This window comes from Mumia xiangluensis (assembly GCF_010994095.1).
Classification (GTDB): domain Bacteria; phylum Actinomycetota; class Actinomycetes; order Propionibacteriales; family Nocardioidaceae; genus Mumia; species Mumia xiangluensis.
Genome location: NZ_WJYO01000003.1, coordinates 448,646 through 468,865 on the forward strand (window position 1 = coordinate 448,646; position 20,220 = coordinate 468,865).

The 20,220-nt window shown below is 71.0% G+C and carries 20 protein-coding genes; 9 read left to right on the forward strand and 11 right to left on the reverse strand.

Annotated elements, in window-relative coordinates; translation table 11 throughout:
* Nucleotide 1 precedes the first annotated feature (1 nt).
* From GH747_RS12510 to GH747_RS12520, 3 genes are all read right to left on the reverse strand, one after another.
* A complete protein-coding gene (locus GH747_RS12510) occupies nt 2–310 on the reverse strand; it encodes a hypothetical protein (protein ID WP_149769898.1) in 309 nt (102 codons plus the stop codon).
* On the reverse strand, nt 282–443 hold the full coding sequence (locus GH747_RS22075) for a hypothetical protein (protein ID WP_194842909.1): 162 nt from the start codon (nt 441–443) through the stop codon (nt 282–284). The genes GH747_RS12510 and GH747_RS22075 overlap by 29 nt, the downstream gene beginning before the upstream one ends.
* 170 nt (nt 444–613) lie before the next feature.
* Complete coding sequence (locus tag GH747_RS12520; protein WP_149769899.1) at nt 614–1,546, reverse strand: coiled-coil domain-containing protein; 933 nt, start codon at nt 1,544–1,546, stop codon at nt 614–616.
* A gap of 124 nt (nt 1,547–1,670) precedes the next feature.
* On the opposite strand from GH747_RS12520, the gene GH747_RS12525 reads away from it, so the two are divergent.
* From GH747_RS12525 to GH747_RS12540, 4 genes are all read left to right on the forward strand, one after another.
* Nucleotides 1,671–2,138, forward strand: coding sequence for a MarR family winged helix-turn-helix transcriptional regulator (locus GH747_RS12525; protein ID WP_149769900.1), 468 nt, complete (start codon nt 1,671–1,673; stop codon nt 2,136–2,138).
* Complete coding sequence (locus GH747_RS12530; RefSeq protein WP_149769901.1) at nt 2,135–2,482, forward strand: hypothetical protein; 348 nt, start codon at nt 2,135–2,137, stop codon at nt 2,480–2,482. Before GH747_RS12525 ends, GH747_RS12530 begins: the two co-directional genes overlap by 4 nt.
* A gap of 66 nt (nt 2,483–2,548) precedes the next feature.
* A complete protein-coding gene (locus tag GH747_RS12535; RefSeq protein WP_149769902.1) occupies nt 2,549–3,349 on the forward strand; it encodes a hypothetical protein in 801 nt (266 codons plus the stop codon).
* 53 nt (nt 3,350–3,402) lie between these two features.
* On the forward strand, nt 3,403–4,263 hold the full coding sequence (locus GH747_RS12540; RefSeq protein WP_149769903.1) for an SDR family oxidoreductase: 861 nt from the start codon (nt 3,403–3,405) through the stop codon (nt 4,261–4,263).
* Between the two features lie 9 nt (nt 4,264–4,272).
* On the opposite strand, the gene GH747_RS12545 is transcribed toward GH747_RS12540, so the two are convergent.
* A complete protein-coding gene (locus GH747_RS12545) occupies nt 4,273–5,292 on the reverse strand; it encodes a P1 family peptidase (RefSeq protein ID WP_149769904.1) in 1,020 nt (339 codons plus the stop codon).
* A gap of 17 nt (nt 5,293–5,309) precedes the next feature.
* A complete protein-coding gene (locus GH747_RS12550) occupies nt 5,310–7,112 on the reverse strand; it encodes an acyl-CoA dehydrogenase (protein ID WP_149769905.1) in 1,803 nt (600 codons plus the stop codon).
* A gap of 114 nt (nt 7,113–7,226) precedes the next feature.
* Here GH747_RS12550 and GH747_RS12555 point away from each other — a divergent pair, with 114 nt between their 5' ends.
* The gene (locus tag GH747_RS12555) at nt 7,227–8,477 is read left to right on the forward strand and encodes an exonuclease domain-containing protein (protein ID WP_149769906.1); all 1,251 of its coding nucleotides are present in this window, start codon (nt 7,227–7,229) and stop codon (nt 8,475–8,477) included.
* 147 nt (nt 8,478–8,624) lie between these two features.
* Here GH747_RS12555 and GH747_RS12560 read toward each other — a convergent pair whose 3' ends face one another.
* On the reverse strand, nt 8,625–9,593 hold the full coding sequence (locus GH747_RS12560; RefSeq protein WP_149769907.1) for a helix-turn-helix transcriptional regulator: 969 nt from the start codon (nt 9,591–9,593) through the stop codon (nt 8,625–8,627).
* A gap of 160 nt (nt 9,594–9,753) precedes the next feature.
* On the opposite strand from GH747_RS12560, the gene GH747_RS12565 reads away from it, so the two are divergent.
* Entirely contained in the window at nt 9,754–10,431 is a 678-nt protein-coding gene (locus tag GH747_RS12565; protein ID WP_149769908.1) for a GAF and ANTAR domain-containing protein, read from the forward strand.
* 27 nt (nt 10,432–10,458) lie between these two features.
* Nucleotides 10,459–11,352, forward strand: a complete 894-nt coding sequence (gene ppk2 / locus GH747_RS12570; RefSeq protein WP_149769909.1) for a polyphosphate kinase 2 — start codon at nt 10,459–10,461, stop codon at nt 11,350–11,352.
* A gap of 8 nt (nt 11,353–11,360) precedes the next feature.
* Here ppk2 and GH747_RS12575 read toward each other — a convergent pair whose 3' ends face one another.
* From GH747_RS12575 to GH747_RS12595, 5 genes are read right to left on the reverse strand one after another with little or no spacing between them, the layout of a single operon-like run.
* Nucleotides 11,361–12,257, reverse strand: a complete 897-nt coding sequence (locus GH747_RS12575) for a hydroxymethylglutaryl-CoA lyase (RefSeq protein ID WP_149769910.1) — start codon at nt 12,255–12,257, stop codon at nt 11,361–11,363.
* Complete coding sequence (locus GH747_RS12580; protein WP_205602919.1) at nt 12,257–12,880, reverse strand: isochorismatase family protein; 624 nt, start codon at nt 12,878–12,880, stop codon at nt 12,257–12,259. The genes GH747_RS12575 and GH747_RS12580 overlap by 1 nt, the downstream gene beginning before the upstream one ends.
* Nucleotides 12,877–14,748 carry a hydantoinase B/oxoprolinase family protein gene (locus GH747_RS12585; protein WP_149769911.1) on the reverse strand — a complete coding sequence of 624 codons (1,872 nt, stop codon included), beginning with the start codon at nt 14,746–14,748 and terminating at the stop codon, nt 12,877–12,879. Before GH747_RS12585 ends, GH747_RS12580 begins: the two co-directional genes overlap by 4 nt.
* 3 nt (nt 14,749–14,751) lie before the next feature.
* On the reverse strand, nt 14,752–16,839 hold the full coding sequence (locus tag GH747_RS12590; RefSeq protein WP_149769912.1) for a hydantoinase/oxoprolinase family protein: 2,088 nt from the start codon (nt 16,837–16,839) through the stop codon (nt 14,752–14,754).
* Between the two features lie 25 nt (nt 16,840–16,864).
* Complete coding sequence (locus GH747_RS12595; protein WP_205602920.1) at nt 16,865–18,067, reverse strand: CaiB/BaiF CoA transferase family protein; 1,203 nt, start codon at nt 18,065–18,067, stop codon at nt 16,865–16,867.
* A 134-nt stretch (nt 18,068–18,201) separates the two neighbouring features.
* Here GH747_RS12595 and GH747_RS12600 point away from each other — a divergent pair, with 134 nt between their 5' ends.
* Nucleotides 18,202–18,891 (forward strand): GntR family transcriptional regulator, encoded by a 690-nt coding sequence (locus tag GH747_RS12600; protein ID WP_163695561.1) that lies wholly within the window; start codon nt 18,202–18,204, stop codon nt 18,889–18,891.
* 167 nt (nt 18,892–19,058) lie between these two features.
* Nucleotides 19,059–20,207, forward strand: a complete 1,149-nt coding sequence (locus GH747_RS12605; RefSeq protein ID WP_149769914.1) for an acyl-CoA dehydrogenase family protein — start codon at nt 19,059–19,061, stop codon at nt 20,205–20,207.
* Nucleotides 20,208–20,220: the final 13 nt, after the last annotated feature.

Genomic DNA, 20,220 nt, shown 5'->3' on the forward strand with positions numbered 1-20,220 from the left:
CTCACCGGTCCCGGCGGCGGGGCAGCTCGGCCCGGGCCAGGCGCAGCAGGCGCTCGGCCTCGGGCAGCCCGCCGTCACGCGACGGCGGAGGTCCTGCGAGCCGGGCGCCGCGCGCCACGGTGGTCCCGAGCACGACGTCGCCCGCCGAGCCGCGCCCGGCCGGCTCGACCGGAGGCGGGCTCACCACGACGGTCGCGTCCAGCCGGAGCAGGCGCACGCCGAAGAGCCGCGCCACGACGTGAGCCCTGACGACGGCTCCGACGGCGAGCGTGGGCTCGCCGTCAGGGCCGCGGCGGCTCGCGCGTTCCATCGGGGTCGCCGTACGTCTCGAGCCGCTGCCCGGCGCGCCTGGCGGCCGCCACGATCTGCTCGTAGCGGTCCCGGCCAGCTCTCGTCCCCAGGACGTAGCCGATGCCGAACACCGCCAGCGTACGAAGCCTCATCTCTTCCGCTGCTTCTCTCGGATCGCACTCACGGCGGCGCTGGCCGCCGACAAGCCGATGAGCCCCGCGGCGGTGATGGCACCGCCCCGGATGGCGCTGCGGCCGGGGACCTTCTCGACCGCTCGTTGCCACGTGGACTTTCGGTGGAAGATGTTCACGGTGTTCTCCGTTCAGCTTCGGGTGCGCGAGGCGCGGCGGATCGCGTTGACGAGCTGCGTCTTGGTCTTCTGCGACGTGTCGTCGATGCCCAGCGACACAGCGAGGTCCACGAGCTCGGCCTTCGACCGGCGCGGGAGGCTCGTGGGAATCTCCTGGGTCTGCTCGGCGCGCACGGCTCGGGCCGTGCTCTTCACGACCGCCTCGCGGGCCTTCGAGGCGCGGTCACGCGTCTGGTCGGCCTCGCCGGCCTGCTTCTCGGCCTTGGCGACGAGCCGGTCGGCCTCCTCGCGGGCCTTGTGCGCAGCGTCGTCGGCCGCCTCGGTCGCCTCGTCGGCGAGCTGACGCGCCTCGCTCATCGCGGCGTGGGCGGCGTCGATGCGCTGCTGTGCGTCGCGGGCGCTGGCGTCGGCCTGGGCACGGGCCCGCTCGACGTCACGGTCCGCGGACTCGCGGACCCGCTCCAGGCGCGCCTGGTTCTCCTGGTCCGCGTCGCGACGCTCGGCCTCGACCATCTCGTCGGCACGGCGGCGGGCTTCCTTGACGCGACGCTCGACGTCGTCGTGCGCCTCCTTCTGCGCCGCCCGCATGCGCTCGCGGGCCTCCTTCTCCACGGCGGCCGCCTCGTCGGCGCGCTGCTTGGCCTCCTGCGCGTGCGCGAGGGCGTCCTGCTCCTCGGAGCGGGCGTGCTCGACGGCTGCGTGAGCCCGGGCGAGACGTGTCTCGACAGAGTCCGTCCCGGGCATCTTGTCCTCGACGGCGGCCGTGACCCGGCGGAACTGGTCGACGGCACCGTTCTTCGACTCCGACACGGCGTGCGTCGCCGCATCGGGCACGTGCTCGATCTTGGCCGCCTTCGAGACGAGCCATGCGGCATTGCGGGGCAGATCCTTCAGCCCACCGGTGACGCGGACCGACGCTCGACGTAGTGTTCCCTGACTCGACATGTGATCTCCTCCTGGAGCTCGTTCGTCCCTCCACTACCCGCGACCAGCGGATATATGCGGATAGGAGCCAGGAACGCGGCATACCCGATTTGATGAGTGCCCTAACGTTTTGTAGGCTCACGGCATGGATGTCGACGATCCTCTCGCCCTCGAGCACCAGGTCTGCTTCGCGCTCGCCGTGGCGTCGCGCAGCGTGGTGGCGGCCTATCGACCGGTCCTCGAGCCGCTCGGTCTCAGCCACCCCCAGTACCTCGTGATGCTCGCCCTCTGGGAGCGCGACGGGCAGTCCCTCAAGGACTTGAGCAGCGTGCTGCACCTTGAGCCGGCGACCGCGTCGCCGCTCGTCAAGCGTCTGGAAGCCGTCGGCCTCGTCGCTCGTGAACGCTCCGCGCACGACGAGCGGACCCTGACGATCTCGCTGACGTCGGCCGGGCGTGGCCTCCGCGAGGAGGCGCTCCGTGTCCCTGAGACGATGCTCGCGCGCCTCGGGATGACCGTCGACGAGCTCGTCGACGCCAACACCTTCCTCCACCGCCTGATCTCGGCCGCGCAGCACGCGTCCGACGCTTTCCCGACCAGGAGCCCCGCATGACCGAGAGCGCCGACCCGACCGTGACCCGCCCCGTGCCCAGGACGCGTGAACAGCTCGACGCCGAGCGCCACGCCCTCCGGGTCGTGCAGCGCCGCGTCGCTGCCGTCGGCTTCTTCGCGGTGACCATCCACGGCGTCCTCGGCTGCATCGGGCTCGGGTTCGTGTTCGAAGGCCAGGGCCGGCACAGCGACGCGATCCTCATCACGATCATGTCGGGCGTCATCGCCGCCATCACCTACTCCGGCGTCCGCGTGATCCTCCAGCGCCCGCTGTGGTCGCCGGTCTGGATCCTGCTCGCCGCGCTGCCGACCGCGTTCGCGTTGGGCCGGCTGCTGGTCGGCTGACCTCGGTGCAACAGATCGGTCGCCGCCGGCGTCCCTGTCCGTGACCGTCCGACCGTGGGAGGCCCCGTGAGCCGTCGTCTCGTCCTGGCATCCGCCGCGCTGCTGGCCGTGACCGCCTGCGGCGACGGGCGCGCCGTCGACGTCCCGTCCTCCGAGGCGTACGCAGGTCCACTCGTCGCCGACGGGAGGTTCGGCGCCGCCGGCAAGGTCGTGTCCTGCACCGGAGACGCCGCGGCGGGTGCCGTCCACCACGGCCGGTACGAGGAGGGCGCTGTCGGCGACGACCCGGACGAGGCGTTCGACCACGCCCTCAGCGAGGCCGTCTTCGACGGCGCCACCGACGGCTACCGGCTCGAGCGTGACGACGGCGACCGCGTGCTGATGACGTACGCCCCCGACGACGTGGTCGTCCAGGCGATCGTCCTGCGCGACGGGCCGGCGTCCGCGGGCACCGGCGCGAAGGACGGGACGGGCTGGTTCGTCGAGTCCTGGGCACGCTGCGACCTCGCCGACATGCCCGAGATCGCTGAGGAGCACGGCATCCAGATCTGGAGCGACGACAGCGGCCCGGTCGCCGCCACCACGATCCACTCGTCGGACGGTCCTGAGCACTGCGACTGGGACCACATGACCTTCCTGTCGGTCGACGGCGCGCTGTACGTCGGCGACGTCGACGCCGAGCACGCGCGGTGGATGGATGCCGCCTACGAGGACGACGCGGACCTCCCTGGCGACGCGGCTGACACCGGCTTCCACCGAGACGACGACCACCTGTGGCTCTCCCCGGACCGCACGAAGGCGTACGTCGGTGACCGTGGGTCCGTCGAGGTCTGGCCGCGCGCGAGCGACAGCTTCCGCTGCAGCTGAGAGAGCCGGCCGGCCGGCCGCATGGCCGGCCGACGCCGGGGTACGGGGCGGTCATGACTGACGAGCAGGCATTCCCTCCCCAGCAGCAGGAACCCCCGGGCTCGACCAACGCGATGACGCCGGTGCCCGACCACGGCGAGGAGTCCTACCACGGCTCCGGACGCCTCGACGGCCTCTGCGCCCTCGTGACCGGGGGCGACTCCGGCATCGGGCGGGCCGTCGCGATCGCGTACGCACGCGAGGGCGCCGACGTGGCGATCTCGTACCTCCCCGAGGAGAAGGAGGACGCCGAGGACACCGCGTCGTGGGTCGAGCGGGCGGGCAGGCGCGTCGTCCTCCTGCCGGGCGACATCACCGACCGGGAGACGGCCGCGGGTCTTCCCCAGCGGGTCGTCGACGAGCTCGGCTCGCTCGACGTGCTGGTCAACAACGCGGGATACCAGATGGCGCGCGGCGAGGGCATCGAGAGCATCACGCCCGAGCGCCTCGACCGCGTCCTCACGACGAACCTCTCCGCGCTGTTCTGGATCACGCAGGCGGCGGTGCCCTTCCTGAAGGAGGGGTCGAGCATCGTCAACTGCACGTCGATCCAGGCCTACGACCCGTCACCGACCTTGCTCGACTACGCGGCGACGAAGGCGGCGATCAACAACGTCACCGCCAACCTGGCCGCGATGCTCGGCCCGAAGGGCATCCGGGTCAACGCGGTCGCACCAGGCCCGATCTGGACGCCGCTGCAGCCCGCCACCCAGCCGGTCGAGAAGATCGAGAGCTTCGGCCAGGACACGCCGCTGGGCAGGGCAGGACAGCCGGCAGAGGTCGCTCCGGCGTTCGTGTTCCTCGCATCGCCGTCCGACGCGAGCTATGTCACCGGCACCGTGCTCGGCGTGACCGGCGGGAAGCCGGTCTTCTGATCCGCCCCGTCACGCCGGCGGCAGGACCCCGGCGTGACGGAGTGCCGACCTGACGGCAGCCGCGGGTACGGCGCGGGCGAGGCGGTCCTGGAACCCGCGCGTCGTCGTGGCCGTGAGGACCGAGTTCAGCAGCGCCTCCTCGACGGCGTCCATCGCGGCACCGAGCAGCGGGTCGAGCGAGGCGTCCGCCGGTGGGGCCCCGGCGCCGACCGAGAACGCGAGCGCGTAGTCGCCGCTGCCGTGCGCATAGGCAGCACCGACGCGCCCCATCGCGAACACCGCGCGTCGGGCGACCCGGTCGAGCTGGCGCGAGTCGACAGGGGCGTCGGTGGCGAGCACGATCATGCAGGAGTTGCCGACCGTCTCCGCGGCGGGCTCTCCCAGAACGACCTCGGCGGGCATCCGGACTCCAGCAACGGTGAGGTCACCGCTGAAGTTCGACTGCGCGAGCGCCCCGACCGTGCACGACGTGCCGCCGACGTCGACCAGCCGCGACGCCGTACCGATCCCGCCCTTGAATCCCAGCGCGGTCGTGCCGGTGCCGGCGCCGACGCACCCCTCCTCGACCGGACCCGGCCGGCTCTCCGCCAGCGCTCGCTCGACGTGCTGCGGGCCGACCGCACGTGCCCGCACGTCCGACAGGAAGCCGTCGTTCGTCTCGCCGACGACCGGGTTCAGCGTGGTGACCGACTCGTAGCCCGGCCATCCCAGCAAGTGTGCGACGAGCGCGTCCGCCACTCGGAACGCCGAGAGGGTGCTCGTCAGCAGGATCGGGGTCTCGATCGCGCCGAGCTCGCGCAGCTGCGTCGTCCCGAGGAGCTTGCCGAAGCCGTTGCCGACGCACAGCCCGGCGGGGAGATCTCTCCGTGACGCTCCGAGCTGTTCCGGCACGATCGCCGTCACACCGGTCCGCAGGTCGCCCTCGGCGATCGTGGCGTGGCCGACGCGGATGCCTGCGACGTCGGTGATCGCGTTGTGCGTGCCGCGCGGGTGGGCTCCTGGTGGCAGCGGGATCTCGTCGACGCGCATGCGCCGACGCTACCGGCTCAGAGCGCGTCGACGTCGAGGTCGATCGTCGTACGGTCGCACGCGGCCACGAGGTCGAGCTTCGGGGCGACCGTGGGCAGCTCGTAGGTGAAGAAGTAGCGCGCAGCCGCCCGCTTCCCAGCGTAGAACGCGCCGTCCTGCTCGCCGGCGACCAGCAGCTGCTCCAGCCAGATCCAGGCGACGACGACGTGCCCGGCGGCCTCGAGGTACGCGGTGGCGTTGGCGAGGGCGACAGCCGGGTCGCGGTCCGCCCACGCGATCGCGGTGACCTCGCCGATCCGTCCCAGCGCGCCTTCGAGCGCGTCGGCGTACGAGGCGGCGTCACCACCGGCCGTACGGGCTCGGGCGATCGTCGCGCCGATGGTCTCGGCGAGCAGCGCCAGACCCGCACCCCCGTCCGCGACGACCTTGCGACCGAGCAGGTCGAGGCCCTGGATCCCGTTCGTGCCCTCGTGGATCGGGTTCAGGCGGTTGTCCCGGTAGAACTGCTCGACCGGGTAGTCGCGCGTGTAGCCGTATCCGCCGTGGACCTGGATCGCGAGGTCGTTCGCGGCGAGGCACCACTGCGACGGCCACGCCTTGACGACCGGCGTCAGCACCTCCAGGAGCCGCCGAGCCCGATCGCGGTCTGCTTCTTCCGGCGCGGTCGCCGCCTCGTCGACCAGACGGGCGCAGTAGAGGACCAGCGCGAGGCCGCCCTCGACGTACGACTTCGACGCGAGCAGCATGCGGCGGACGTCGGCGTGCTCGATGATCGCCACCGGCGGCGAAGCCGGGTCCTTGTCGTCGAGCGCACGCCCCTGCGTCCGCGTCTTCGCGTAGTCGAGCGCGTGCAGGTATCCGGTGTAGCCGAGCGCGACCGCGCCGGCTCCGACGCCGATGCGCGCGGCGTTCATCATGTGGAACATGTACGAGAGGCCGTGGTGCTCGTCGCCGACGAGGAACCCGACGGCACCCGCCTGGCCCCCCGGTGTGGCGAACCCCTCGCCGAAGTTCAGCAGGGTGTTGGTCGTGCCACGGAACCCCATCTTGTGGTTCAGGCCGACCAGCGACACGTCGTTGCGCTCACCCGGGGCACCGTCGGCGTCGGGGAGGAGCTTCGGCACGATGAAGAGCGAGATGCCCTTGACGCCTGCCGGTGCTCCGGGCGTCTTCGCGAGGACGAGGTGGACGATGTTCTCGCCGAGCTCGTGGTCGCCGGCGGAGATCCACATCTTGGTGCCGGTCAGTCGGTAGGAGCCGTCCTCCTGGCGTACGGCGCGGGTCGTGATGTCGGTCAGTGACGAGCCCGCCTGCGGCTCGGACAGGCACATGGTCCCGTACCAGCGGCCCTCGATCACCGGCGTCGCGTACGTCGCGGCCTGCTCGGCGGTCCCGTGGGTCAGGATCAGGTGCGCGTTGCCCTTGGCCAGCGACGGGTACGCGCTGACGCCGACGCTGGCTGCCTGGAACCAGATCGACGAGGCCTGCTGGAGGGTGAACGGGACCTGCGCCCCACCGTGCTCGGCGTCGAATCCCAGGCTCGGGAAGCCCGCTTCGTTGTACGCCGCGAGAGCGTCGGCGACGCCCGGCAGGAGGACGACCTTGCCGTCCTCGCCGACATGCGGCTCGTCGACGTCCAGCGCGCGTGCCATCGGTGCGAACATGTCGGTGGCGATCCGCTCGGAGAGCTCGAGGAGCCCGTCGAACGTCTCGCGATCGTGCTCGGCGTAGCGCGCGCGGCGGGTCAGCGCCTCGACGTCGAGCCACTCGTTCAGCAGGAAGTCGAGGTTCCGCGAGGACATGATGCGCGATTCGGCCATGAGCGCATACTAAGCGCTTGCTTACCTGGGGCGCGACGGGCGGTCCGCGGGAGTTGTCACCGGCGAGCGATACGTTCCCCCTGCACGAACCGGCCCCTGACGACGGAGTCTCCCATGTACGCCGTTCTCGACACCGAGACCACCGGACTCACCCCGGCCTTCCACCACCGCGTGGCCGAGGTGGCCGTGGTGCTCGTCGATGCCGAGGGCCGTGTCGAGGGCGAGTGGTCCAGCCTCATCAACCCCGAGCGCGATCTCGGCCCTCAGCGCATCCACGGCATCCGCGCCGTCGACGCGGTGCGGGCTCCTCGGTTCGGCGAGGTCGCCGGCCACCTGGTCGAGCTCTTTCGCGGACGCACGCTCGTCGCCCACAACCTGCCGTTCGACCTGACCTTCCTCACGGCCGAGTTCGACCGGCTGGGGCTCACCTTCCCCGTCACCCACGACCTCGGCCTCTGCACGATGACGCTGAGCACCGACCTGCTGCCCGGCTCCGGTCGCTCGCTCGGCGAGTGCTGTGCCGCGGCCGGGGTCACGCTCGACGGGTGGCACGCGGCCGCGGCCGACACCCGTGCCACGGCCGGTCTGCTCGCGCACTACCTCCGCGTCGTCGGCACACCCGTCCCGTGGCAGGACGTGATCGACCGCAGCCACGCCCTCGCCTGGCCCGGGGTCGCGGCCCGATCCTTCCGCACCGCGCCGCGACCCGACGACGCCGCCGTCCCTCCGCCCTCCGGTTTCATGGCGGGCCTGGTCGACCACCTGCCACGCGACTCCGCGTCCGAGCTGGCCGACCCCTATCTCGCCGTGCTCGACCAGGCACTCGCCGAGCAGGCCCTCGAGCCCGACGACTCTGGCGCTCTGGCCGCGCTCTCGAGGTCCCTCGGGTTCGGCGCCGCCGACGTCGCCCGGATGCACCGCGACTACCTCCGCGCACTCGTGCGGCTCGCCGCCCGTGACCGGCCGCTCAGCGACGCCGAGCGACGCGACCTGGAGCGGGTCACGGCCGCGCTCGGGCTCGACGGCTCCGACCTCGAGGCTGCGATGGCCGGAGCCGCGGTCCCGGTCGACGTGCCACCGTTCGCGCTCCCCCGATCCGCGAGGATCGTGTTCACAGGGGAGATGCCCGAGCCCCACGACGTCTGGGCGCGGCGAGCCGTCGAGCACGGTCTGACCGTCCTTGACGCCGTCACCCCGGAGGTCGACGTGGTCGTCGCCGCCGACGAGTACACGATGTCGATCAAGGCCCGCAAGGCCCGGGGCCGCGGCATCCCGGTCATCACGGTCGAGGAGTTCGCCCGCCACCTCGCAGAGCGGGGTGGGACAGAATACGAGCCCGCCAGTCGCCCCGCCCACGGGTTCTGAGGACGGATCACGAAAATCTCGGCGTGTCCGGGGACAAACTCACTGCCCGCTGGGTACCAAAGAGGGCAAGCGGTCCCGAGGTCTAGACCAGAGCAGCGCCCAGGGCCCCGCGGCTTGAGCAGACAGGCCGCGGGGACCGCCTCCTCGCTATCGACGCAGCGTCGCCGACGGCGCCTCGCCGTATGCCCTCTGGTAGTGCCGTGCAAACCGCCCTGCGTTCGTGAACCCCCAGTCGAGGGCGATCTGAGAGACGGTGCTCGTGCCAGGGTCGGCGGCGAGCAGGTCGCTACGGGCGCGGTCCAGCCGGACGCGACGGACGTACTCCATCGGCGTCGTCGAGACGTGCCTGCGGAAGGCCTGCTGGAGGCTTCTCGCCCCCACGCCGACGGCATCAGCGATGTCGCCGACAGCGAGCGGCTCGTGCGCGTGGGCGGCGATGAAGTCCGAGGCGCGGCTCACGACCGAGACGCCTGACCACCTGCTGCGCGGCACCTCCTCACCTCCCACCGTCGTGGTGTTCGGGAACGCCGCCAGCACGGCGGCTGCAACCTGGTTGAAGGTCTCGCCGCGCACCAGCGGGCTCTCCAGCGCCGCTTCGCTCGTCATCACGTTGCGCACCACGTGGTTCAGGACCGCCTGGACGTACCTCTCGAGGTCACCGGATGACGGGACGAGCTCGTGGAAGTGCAGTGGCAGGTCAGGCGTGTCGGAGGCCGACCGCGCGAACTCCTGGAGCTGACGCTCGTCGAGGCTGACGGTCATCAGGTCCACGTCGTCGATCGTCGTGTGCGAGGGCCGCCCCGCCGGCGTCATGAACATGGTGGCGCCTCCTGCCCGGAGATCGCCGTAGCCGTCGGGCCGGACCACGTACCGTCCGGTGGCCCTCGTGGCGACGACGACGTCCTCGAGCGGAGCGAGGTGCGCGTCGAAGCGCATCCCCAGCGTCAGGTGGCTCATGGAGAGGCCACCGAGAGCGAGCGTCGTCCGCGAGAACGTCCCCCGCTCCGGCGCAGCCGCGAAACGGACGTCGGCGTACATCTCGCTCAGGTGCTGCCGAGCCACCTCGGGGTCGTTCGAGGACGTCCTGAAGGGCCGGGGAGCCAGGTGGGTGGTCATCGGGCTACCTGCGCAGCGGCGTCGACGGCTCCATGAGACGCCTCCCCTCGGATCGAGGCCTCCTTCGACGGTAGACGGTGGTTCCGGCCCGTGCACAGGCACAAGCCGGACACGGTCGGGGAGCGGGGGTTAGGCTCGCCGAGGATGAAGGAGGGGTCCCATGGCCGAGCACGACGAGATCGTCAGCACAGTCGTCCGCGAGCTGAGCAGCATCCGCGGGCTGAAGCCGTCGATCGAGAAGGTCACCGAGTCCTCTCGGCTGCTCTTCGGCGCCGACCAGGCAGGGGTCACGCTCATCCAGGCCCGCGGAGAGCTCGTGACGGTCGGACCCACGGACGAGATCGTGACGAAGCTCGACTCGCTCCAGTACGAGCTCCACCAAGGCCCCTGCGTCGACGCCGCGACCGAGCAGCACATCGTCGTCTCCAACGACCTCGGAGCGGACTCGCGCTGGCCCGCATGGGGCCCGCAGGCGAGGGCACGCGGGGTCCACAGCATGCTTGCAGCCGATCTCCAGGCGGACGGGAAGCGGATCGGGGCGCTCAACCTGTACGGCTCGCGCGTCGACCAGTTCGCGGACACCGACGGCGCCCTGCTGGTCTCCTTCTCCGCGCACGCGTCGGCGGCCCTCGCGGCCGCTCACACGATCGAGTCCCTGACTTCCGCGCTCGACACCCGCACGGTCATCGGCCAGGCGGAGGGCATCATCATGGAACGCTTCGGCGTCGACGAGGTGACGGCGTTCGCGATCCTGAAGCGCTACTCCCAGGACTCGAACACCCGCCTTCGCGAGATCGCCGATCAGATCGTCGCGACGCGCCAGCTCCCGACGACGTAGGTTGGTCGTACGCACCGGGGGGATGCCATGATCCAGAACTTCCGCGAGTACCTCGACGATCTGATCCACTCGGGCTACACGGTGCGTCACGACGGTCACGGCTCCGACCCCGATCTCATCGATCCGGGCGGCGACCCGATCGAGACCTGGCGCGTCGACTACCCCTACGACAGCCGGATGGACCGCGCGGTCTACGAGGCGGAGAAGTACCGGCTCCAGGTCGAGCTGCTGAAGTTCCAGTACTGGGCGCAGGACAGCGGCACCCGGCACGTGGTCCTGTTCGAGGGGCGCGACGCCGCAGGGAAGGGGGGCACGATCAAGCGCTTCACCGAGCACCTCAACCCCCGCACCGCCCGGGTCGTCGCGCTCACCAAACCGACCGAGACCGAGAACGGCCAGTGGTACTTCCAGCGCTACGTCGAGCACCTCCCGACCGCCGGAGAGATCGTGCTGTTCGACCGCTCCTGGTACAACCGCGCCGGCGTCGAGCGTGTGATGGGCTTCTGCTCGGACGCCGAGTACGAGATGTTCATGCGCCAGGCACCGTTGTTCGAGGAGATGCTGATCGAGAGCGGCATGTCGCTGACCAAGCTGTGGTTCTCCGTGACCCAGCACGAGCAGCGGACCCGGTTCGCGATCCGTCAGATCGATCCCGTACGCCGGTGGAAGCTGTCGTCGATGGACATCGCGTCGCTGGACCGCTGGGACGACTACAGCGACGCGAAGGAGGCGATGATGCTGCACACCGACACCGACATCGCCCCGTGGACGGCGATCAAGAGCAACGACAAGAAGCGTGGCCGGCTGAACGCGCTGAGGTTCTTCCTGAGCCAGTTCGACTACTCCGGGAAGGACACCGCGGTGGTCGGCTTCCCCGACCCCAAGCTGGTCCGTCGTGGCCGGGAGTCGATCGGGGACTGACGCGCTGATCAGCCGGGGAACGGGCCGGCGTGCAGCAGCGCGCTCGGCAGCCGTCGCCCGATCTCGGCCTGGAGCCACTCAGCGGACTCGATCAGGCTCGTGAGCGAGAGTCCCGTCGTGATGCCCGATCGCTCGAAGGTGTAGATCAGGTCCTCGGTCGCGACGTTCCCGGTCGCGTTCGGGGCGAACGGGCAGCCACCGGTGCCACCGATGCTCGCGTCGAGGACGTCGACGCCGGACGCGACGCCGGCGAGTGCGTTCGCCACCCCGGTGCTCCGGGTGTCGTGCAGGTGCAGCCGAGTGCGGGTGCCGGGCACGACACGGTCGTCGAGGAGCGTCAGCCGGGTGCTCACCTCAGCAGGCACGGCGACGCCGATCGTGTCGGCGAGTGCGACCTCGTCCGGCCCGGCGTCGGCGACGCGGCGCAGCACCTCGTCGAGACGGTCAGCGCTCACCTCGCCCTCGAACGGGCACCCGAAGGACGCCCCCACCGTCACGGTCGTGAACAGCCCCGCCTCACGCGCCGCCGCCACCAGGTCACGCGCCGCGTCGCAGGCCTGCACCGTCGTCGTGCCCTGGTTGCGGAGGCAGAACGTGTCGGTCGCGACGACGACGAGGTTGACCTCGTCGACCTCCGCGGCGAGGGCGCGATCGAGACCTCGGCGGTTCATCACCAACCCCGAGTACGAGACTCCCTCGACCCGCGGGACGGCGGCCATCACGGCCTCGGCGTCCGCCATCTGCGGGACGCGCTGAGGATTCACGAAGCTCACCGCCTCGACCCGGCGCGCTCCGGCTGCGACCGCGCGCTCGACGAGCGCGGCCTTGACCTCGGTGGAGAGGACGACCGACTCGTTCTGCAGGCCGTCGCGCGGCGACACCTCGCAGATCTGCACGGCGCTCATCAGACGGTCCCCAGGTAGTCGACCACCTCGTCCGCAGTCACGACCTGCGCGTACTTCGCCTGCAGGTCGTACAGGTTGGCCTCGTGCGGCCCGGCCGCGCGATCAGCCACGGCATCACGGACCACCAGCGGGATGAGTCCGTGCTGGAGCGCGTCGACCGCCGTCGCACGCACGCACCCGCTAGTCGACACGCCGGCGACGATCACCGTGTCGACGCCGAGGGACGCCAGCGTCGAGGAGAGCGTGGTGCCGAAGAACGCGCTCGCGTACTGCTTGACCACGACGGGCTCACCTGTGATCGGGGCGACCTCCTCGACGGTCTCGCTCAGCGGCCCCCCGCCGACGAGGGCCTGCAGCGCGGGCAGCTTGCGCAGGAAGACGCCCCCGTCGGTCCCCACCGCGTCATAGGCGACTCGGGTGTGGACGACCGGGACGTCCGCCGCCCGCGCCGCGTCGAGCACCCGGCGCGCGGGCCCGAGGACGTCGTCGGACGGCAGGCACAGCGGGGATGCGGCGTCGAAGTACGCGCGCATCAGGTCGACCATGACCAGCGCTGGGCGTCGACCCGGGGGAAGGTCGACGCCCAGCGCCAGCGGGAAGGCGTCGTCGTCGACGCCGGTCACAGGGCCACCGGGGGCTTGGGGGCGGGGAGCCCGGTCTCCTCCTCGCACCGCGCGAGGATCTCCTCCAGCGGCGGGCCGGAGTTGAAGGTCGGCAGGACGTCGGGGCGACCTGCGGCCAGCTCGGCGCGCAGCGCGGCCGTCGCGTCGGTGTCGACCGTCCCCGAGGCGTCGCACACCACGCCGTAGCGCCGTGCGCCGTCGGCGGTCACCAGCCCGCGGCGTACCTCGAGACCGACGAGCTCGGGGTCGCGGGCGAGCGGATCACCCCACCCGCCGCCACCCCAGGTGACGAAGTGCAGGACGTCGCCAGGCGCGACCTCGACGTCGTGGATCTTGCTCGGCAGGATCTCCCTCGTCCCGTCCACGCGGTCGATCCACTTGCGGCCGCGCGCCCCCGGCTCGCCGCCGTTGACGCCCCACGGGTAGGTCAGCCATCGGTCGTCGTGGATCGCGATCGTGCCGGGCTCGAGGAACCGGTACGCGGCGTCGACCGCGTTGCCGCCCCGGTGGAGCCCGGCACCTCCGGTGTCGGAGACGGTCTCCCAGGCCTCGACCCGCAACGGGTAGTACGACTCGAGGTACTCGCAGGGGATGTTGACGAACGAGGGCCACAGCGAGTGGCCGTCGGGGCCGTCGCCGATCGGACGGCCGGGGATGCCGCCGAAGCCGATCGAGTAGAGCTGGAACCACTCCCCCTTGCGCTCGCCCTCGCTGTAGTTGCCCGAGTACATGAAGTGCGGCGACGACGAGAAGCCGGCGGCATTGAGGAGGTCGGGGTTGGTCTGGCCGAGGAGCCCCCCGAACAGGTCGAACACCCTCCCGATCCCGTGGTTGCGCGCGTTCAGCGCCGCGGGGAACTTCGGCTTCCAGAAGGAGTCCTCGGGGATCTCGACGTCGACCAGGGGATAGAAGCCGTCGTTCCAGAGGATCTGCGGGTCCGCGACGGTGATCATGTAGATCCCGAAGAACATCCGGACCAGGTTCTCGTTGATGAAGTAGTTGATCGGGCCCTTCGCCTGCGGGCTGCTCCCGGTGAAGTCGAGCAGGACCTTGTCACCGTTGCGGGTGAGGCTGAGCTTGAGCTCGTACGGCCCGTACCCGACGCCGTCGTCGCAGATGTAGTCGGTGAACGACAGCGTCTCGCCGTCCTTGAACACCATCTGCAGCAGCGCCTTCATCGCCCGGTAGTTGCGGTCGAGCAGCGCGTCGAGCGCGGACGTGTAGGTGTCGGCACCGAAGCGTGCGCACAGCTCCTGAACCCGCCGCGAGGCGGTGCTGCACGCCGCGACGAGCCCGTTGAGGTCGGCACGGTTCCAGTCGGGCTTGCGGACCTGGTTGAGGATGATCCGCAGGGCGTCCTCGTCGAGCACGCCCGCCTTGTAGAGCTTGAAGGGCGGGATCACGACGCCCTCCTCGTAGATCGTGCGCGCGTCGGTCGGCATCGATGCCGGGGTCTTGCCGCCGACGTCGGACATGTGCCCGAACATCGAGGCCCACCCGACGATGCGGCCCTCGAAGTAGATCGGCATCACGACGAGCCAGTCGTTGGCGTGGCTGATCGCGGCACCGCACGAGTACGGGTCGGAGGTGAGAAGGACGTCGCCCTCCTCGATGGTGCCCTCGAAGTTCTCGAGGAAGTCGGGGATCGAGAGCCCGAACTGGCCGACGACCATCTTGCCCTCGGGGTCGCCGATCAGGGGGAACTCGTCGTGCTGCTCGCGAATCCCTGGTGACAGCGCCGTACGGAACAGCACCTCGTCCATCTCGTATCGCGCGTTGCGCAGGGCGTTCTCGACGAGGTCGAGCGTGATCACGTCGACGTCGACGGTGGGGAGCGGCTCGGTCGCGGTCTGGATGATCTGTGCCATGTCTCAGCCCTCCGCGCCGTCGGCGGCGCTCTGGTCGATGGGTCGGATGAGGAGGCTGCCGCTGGGGTGCACGGTGGCGGCGTGGCCGGGCAGGACGAGCGTCGTGGAGTCCATCTCGGTGATCACCGCAGGGCCGGTCACGACGTTCCCGGCGAGCAGCTGGTCGCGCTGGTAGAGCCCGGCGTCGACCGCACCACCGTCGACCCAGATGCTCTCGGTGCCGACCAGGGCGCCGGACGAGTCGGCGTCTCCCGAGGCGAGGACGGGGGCGGCGACGGCGGGGCGGGGGCCGCTCGCCGTCGCCCGGACGGTGACGATCTCGTGCTCGTTGCCGAGGAGGAACGAGAAGAGCCGTTCGTGCTCGGCGTCGAACGCCTCGCGGAGCGAGGCGAGCCCGCCGCCGTTCCCGTCGAAGGCCGAGGCGTCGATCGCGACCGGGATCTCGAAGCCCTGGCCGTGGTAGCGCAGGTCCGCCGCGTAGGTGACGGTCAGGTCGGACTCGCTCAGACCGTCGCGGATCAGAGAGGCGCGGGCATCGTCGGCGAGCTCGACGAGCTGGTCGCGCAGCGCGTCGTCGTCGAGGCTGGAGAACGGCCGCATCAGCGTACGGACTGCTTCGTCGCGCATGCTCGTGGTCGCGTCGCCGTACGCGCAGAGCACACCGGGCGACGGCGGGATGATGACCGGCCACGCGCCGGTGAGACGGCCGAGCGCGTTCGCGTGCAGCGGACCGGCGCCACCGAACGCCACCAGGGCGAAGTCGCGAGGGTCGAACCCCTGCTGCACCGAGACCAGCCGGAGTGCGCCGAGCATGTTCTCGTTGACGATGTCGATGATTCCCTCGGCGGCCTCCTCGACGCTGCCGAGGTCCGTCGCGTCGACGATCGTCTGGACGGCGGCGGCCGCGGCGGCCCGGTCGAGGGTCACCTCGCCGCCCGCCAAGGAGGTCGGGAGGTAGCCGAGGACGACATTGGCATCGGTGACCGTCGGCTCCACGCCGCCCTGCCCGTACGCCGCCGGCCCGGGCACCGCGCCGGCCGACTGCGGACCGACGCGGAGCGCCTGCGTCAGCGGCGGCACGTGCGCGATCGACCCGCCGCCGGCGCCGACCGTCCGCACGTCGACCGAGGTCGCCCGCACCGTCAGGTCGCCGACCTTCGTCTCGCGCCCGATCCGCGGGACGCGGTCCTGGACGAGCGCCACGTCGGTGGACGTGCCGCCCATGTCGAAGGTGAGGAAGTCCGAGAAGCCGGCCTGCTCGGCGACCCACGCCGCGCCGCTCACGCCGCCGGCCGGTCCCGACAGCAGCAGCGAGACCGGGTTGTCCGCCGCCGTGGCGGCCGAGGCGAGACCGCCGTCGCTGCGCAGGATGTAGAGCTTGCCGCCGACACCGGACTCGGTGAGCTGCTCGCTGAGGTTGGCGGTGTAGCGGGCGACCCGCGGCTGCACGTACGCGTTGGCGACCGTGGTCAGCGTGCGCTCGTACTCGCGCAGCTCGGGCAGCACCGACGACGAGACCGAGACCGTGAGCCCACCGAGCACCTCCTGGGCCACCTTCGCCACCCGGCGCTCGTGCTCGGGGTTGGCGTAGGAGTTGATGAGGCTGATGCTCAGCGCCTCGACACCCTGCGCCGCCAGCTTGTCCAGCGCGGCGCGGACGTCGTCCTCGTCGAGATCCTCGACCACGGTGCCGTCGCTCGCGATGCGCCCGCCGACCTCGACGGTGTCCTCGAGGGCGGCGAGCGGCTCGGGCTTGGGCCAGATGATCCAGCCGGCGAGGCCGCCTGGCACGAACGAGCGCGCGATCTGGAGGACCTGCCGGAACCCTCGGGTCGTGACCAGCCCGACCCGTGCTCCCTTCCCCTCGAGGATCGCGTTGGTGGCGATCGTCGTGCCGTGCATGACGTCACCCACCTGGTCGAGCCCGATGTCGGCGGCGGCGCACGCCTGCATGATGCCGCGGAGGACGCCGACGGACTGGTCGTGCGGGGTCGACGGCGTCTTCGCGCGATAGGTCTCGCCCGAGCTCTCGTCGACGAGCAGGATGTCGGTGAACGTGCCCCCGACGTCCACACCGAGCCGATAGGTCATGCGGTCCTCCTAGATCAGGCAGTCTTCAGATCACGCCGGCCTCACGCAGCGCCGTGAGCCGTCCCTCGTCCATCCCGAGCAGCCCTCGGTAGACGTCGTCGTTGTGCTCGCCGAGCTCCGGTCCGAGGTGGCGGACGGACCCGGGCGTCTCGGAGAGCTTGGGCGCCACGTTCTGCAGCGCGAACTCGCCGAGATCGGGGTGCTGGAGCCGGACGATCGCCTCGCGTGCGGCGAAGTGCGGGTCGTCGAGCATGTCCCGGGCACGATAGATCCGCCCTGCTGGGACGCCGCCCTCGTTCAGCCGCTCGAGCAGGTCCTCGGCGTCGATGTGCGCGGTCCAGCGCGCGATCAGGGCGTCGAGCTCGTCCATCGAGGCGCCGCGTGCGCCGTGCGTCGCGTACCGCTCGTCCTCGGCCAGCCCGGGCTGCCCCATCACGTCGGCCAGCCGCCTGAAGACGGTGTCCTGGTTCGCGGCGATGAGGACGGCCTCCCCGTCGCGCGTCGGGTAGACGTTGCTGGGCGAGACGTTGGGGAGGACGGTGCCCGTGCGCTCACGCTGGTAGCCGGCGACCTGCCACTCGGGGACCATCGACTCCATCAGCGCCAGCACCGACTCGTAGATCGCGGCGTCGACGACCTGGCCGCGGCCCGACCGCTCGCGGGAGTGCAGGGCGACGAGCGTGCCGACGCACGCGAAAGTCGCGGCGAGCGAGTCGCCGAGCGAGACCCCGGTGCGTGCCGGCGGCTTGTCGGGATCGCCGGTGACGTAGCGGATGCCGCCCATCGCCTCGCCGATCGATCCGTAGCCCGCGCGCGAGGCGTACGGGCCGCTCTGGCCGAAGCCGGTCACCCGGGTGACGACCAGCCCGGGGTTGATCTCCCACAGCGCCTCCGGCGAGAGCCCCCAGCGCTCGAGGGTGCCGGGGCGGAAGTTCTCGACGAGGACGTCGGCGTGCGCGACGAGCTCACGCACGACCTCCTGACCGCGGGCGTCGCGGAGGTTCGCCGTGATCGAGCGCTTGTTGCGCGCCACAACCGGCCACCACAGCGACTTCCCGTACGGCTTCTCGCGCCCCCACTGCCTCATCGGGTCGCCGTGCAACGGGTCCTCGACCTTGATGACGTCGGCTCCGAAGTCGCCGAGGAGCTGCCCGCAGAAGGGCCCCGCGAGGAGCTGTCCCATCTCGACCACCCGGATGTCGGACAGCGGCGCAGCAGGAGCTGACACGAATGAGGACCCCGCTCTCGTATACAAAACGCGAGACGAATGCCTGCGAACCTAGGCTCCGTCCGCTGACGGGTCAAGACCTTGGCCGAAGATTGTATGCAATTGCCAGGAATCGGCTGCTACCCTCCGAGACCATGACGACGCGGGCCGCAGACGGAGGGATCTCTGCCGAGCGCGTGTACGAGGAGATCCGCGCGCAGGTGCTGTCCGGGCGCCGCTTCGGCGGCGAGTGGCTGCGCGAGGAGGACCTGGCCAGCGAGCTCGGCGTCAGTCGTACGCCCGTGCGCGAGGCCCTGCGACGGCTCGCCGCCGACGGGCTGGTCCGCCACGAGCGGCACCGCGGGGTGCAGGTGCTCAGCTGGAGCGTCGACGACCTCGAGGAGATCTTCACGATCCGCGGGCTGCTCGAGCCGTTCGGCGCACGCCTCGCGGCGACGTCGGAGACCCTCGACCTCGACGCGCTCGGTGAGCTGGCCGAGGCGATGGACCACGCCGCCGACCCGGACCGCGACCCCGAGGCGCTGACCGCGCTCAACAACCGTTTTCACGCCGCGATCGTCGTGGCCTCCGGGAGCGAGCGGCTGCGCTCCCTCCTCGCGTCGATCGTCCAGGTCCCCCTGGTCCAGAGCACCTTCGCCCATTACACGCCGACCGCGCTCGCGCGCAGCCTCGCCCAGCACCACGAGATCATCGAGGCGCTGCGCGCCGGCGACGCCGACTGGGCCGAGTCGGCCATGCGCTCGCACATCCGCCACGGCTGGGTCTCCCTGCGCGAGCGGTTGTCTGACCCGGCGCCGGCGGGCGACCCCGTCGAACCCTTCTGACGTTTCTCACCACGCTTCGAAACCACCCTCCCGCCCACGCCTCCGACGTGGTGATCTGGCATGCCCGGCTGCGTTATTTTCTAATCTCTTGTAAAAAGTGCGCTTCTCCCGCTACCGTCCTGTCACCGGCCTCTGCGTGAGGCGCGACCACGAGGAGGCACCCGACGATGACGACCCGCACGCTGTACGACGCGGACCACGAGGCGTTCCGCGAGACCGTCGCGGCGTTCGTCGAGAAGCACGCCCGCCCCAACGCGGACCGCTGGGAGGCGGAGGGCAAGGTCGACCGCGACCTCTTCACCGCGGCCGCGGCGGACGGCATCCTCGGCTTCTCGCTCCCCGAGGAGTACGGCGGCGGCGGGGTCGACGACTTCCGCTTCAACGCGATCATGGGCGAGGAGCTCGCCCGCAACCCCGTGTCGAGCGGGATGGGCGGTGTCGCCCTCCAGAACGACATCGTCTTCCCCTACTTCACCGACCTCACCAACGACGAGCAGAAGCAGCGCTGGCTCCCCGGCATCGCACGCGGCGAGCTCATCACGGCGATCGCCATGACCGAGCCAGGGACGGGCAGCGACCTCGCGGGCATCCGCACCCGGGCCGTGCGCGAGGGCGACGAGTACGTCGTCAACGGCGCCAAGACGTTCATCTCCAACGGCCAGAACGCCGACCTCGTCGCCACCGCCGTACGCACCTCCGACGACCGCCACCGCGGACTCAGCCTGCTGGTGATCGAGGACGGGATGCCCGGCTTCACCCGGGGACGCAACCTCGACAAGATCGGCCTGCACGCGCAGGACACCAGCGAGCTCGTCTTCACCGACGTCCGCGTCCCTGCCGCGAATCTCCTGGGCGCGGAGGGCGAGGGCTTCCTGGGCCTGATGCGCAACCTTCCTCAGGAGCGCATCTCGATCGCGGTCGCCTCGGTCGCCGCGGCCGAGGGTGCCTTCGAGCGGACCCTCGCCTACTGCAAGGACCGCTCGGCCTTCGGCCAGCCGATCGGCAGCTTCCAGAACACGCGGTTCGTGCTCGCCGAGATCGCGACCGAGCTCCAGGTGAGCCGCGCCTACGTCGACGACCTGGTGCGCCGCCACGTCGCCGGAGAGCTGACGCCTGAGGACGCCGCTGCTGCGAAGTGGTGGTGCACCGAGCAGCACGTCCGCATCGTCAACCGGTGCCTCCAGCTCCACGGCGGCTACGGCTACATGCGCGAGTACCGGATCGCCCGCGACTACGAGGACGCGCGGATCACGACCATCTACGGCGGCACGACCGAGATCATGAAGGAGATCGTCGGCCGCGGCCTGGGCCTCTGACCTCCTTCCTCAT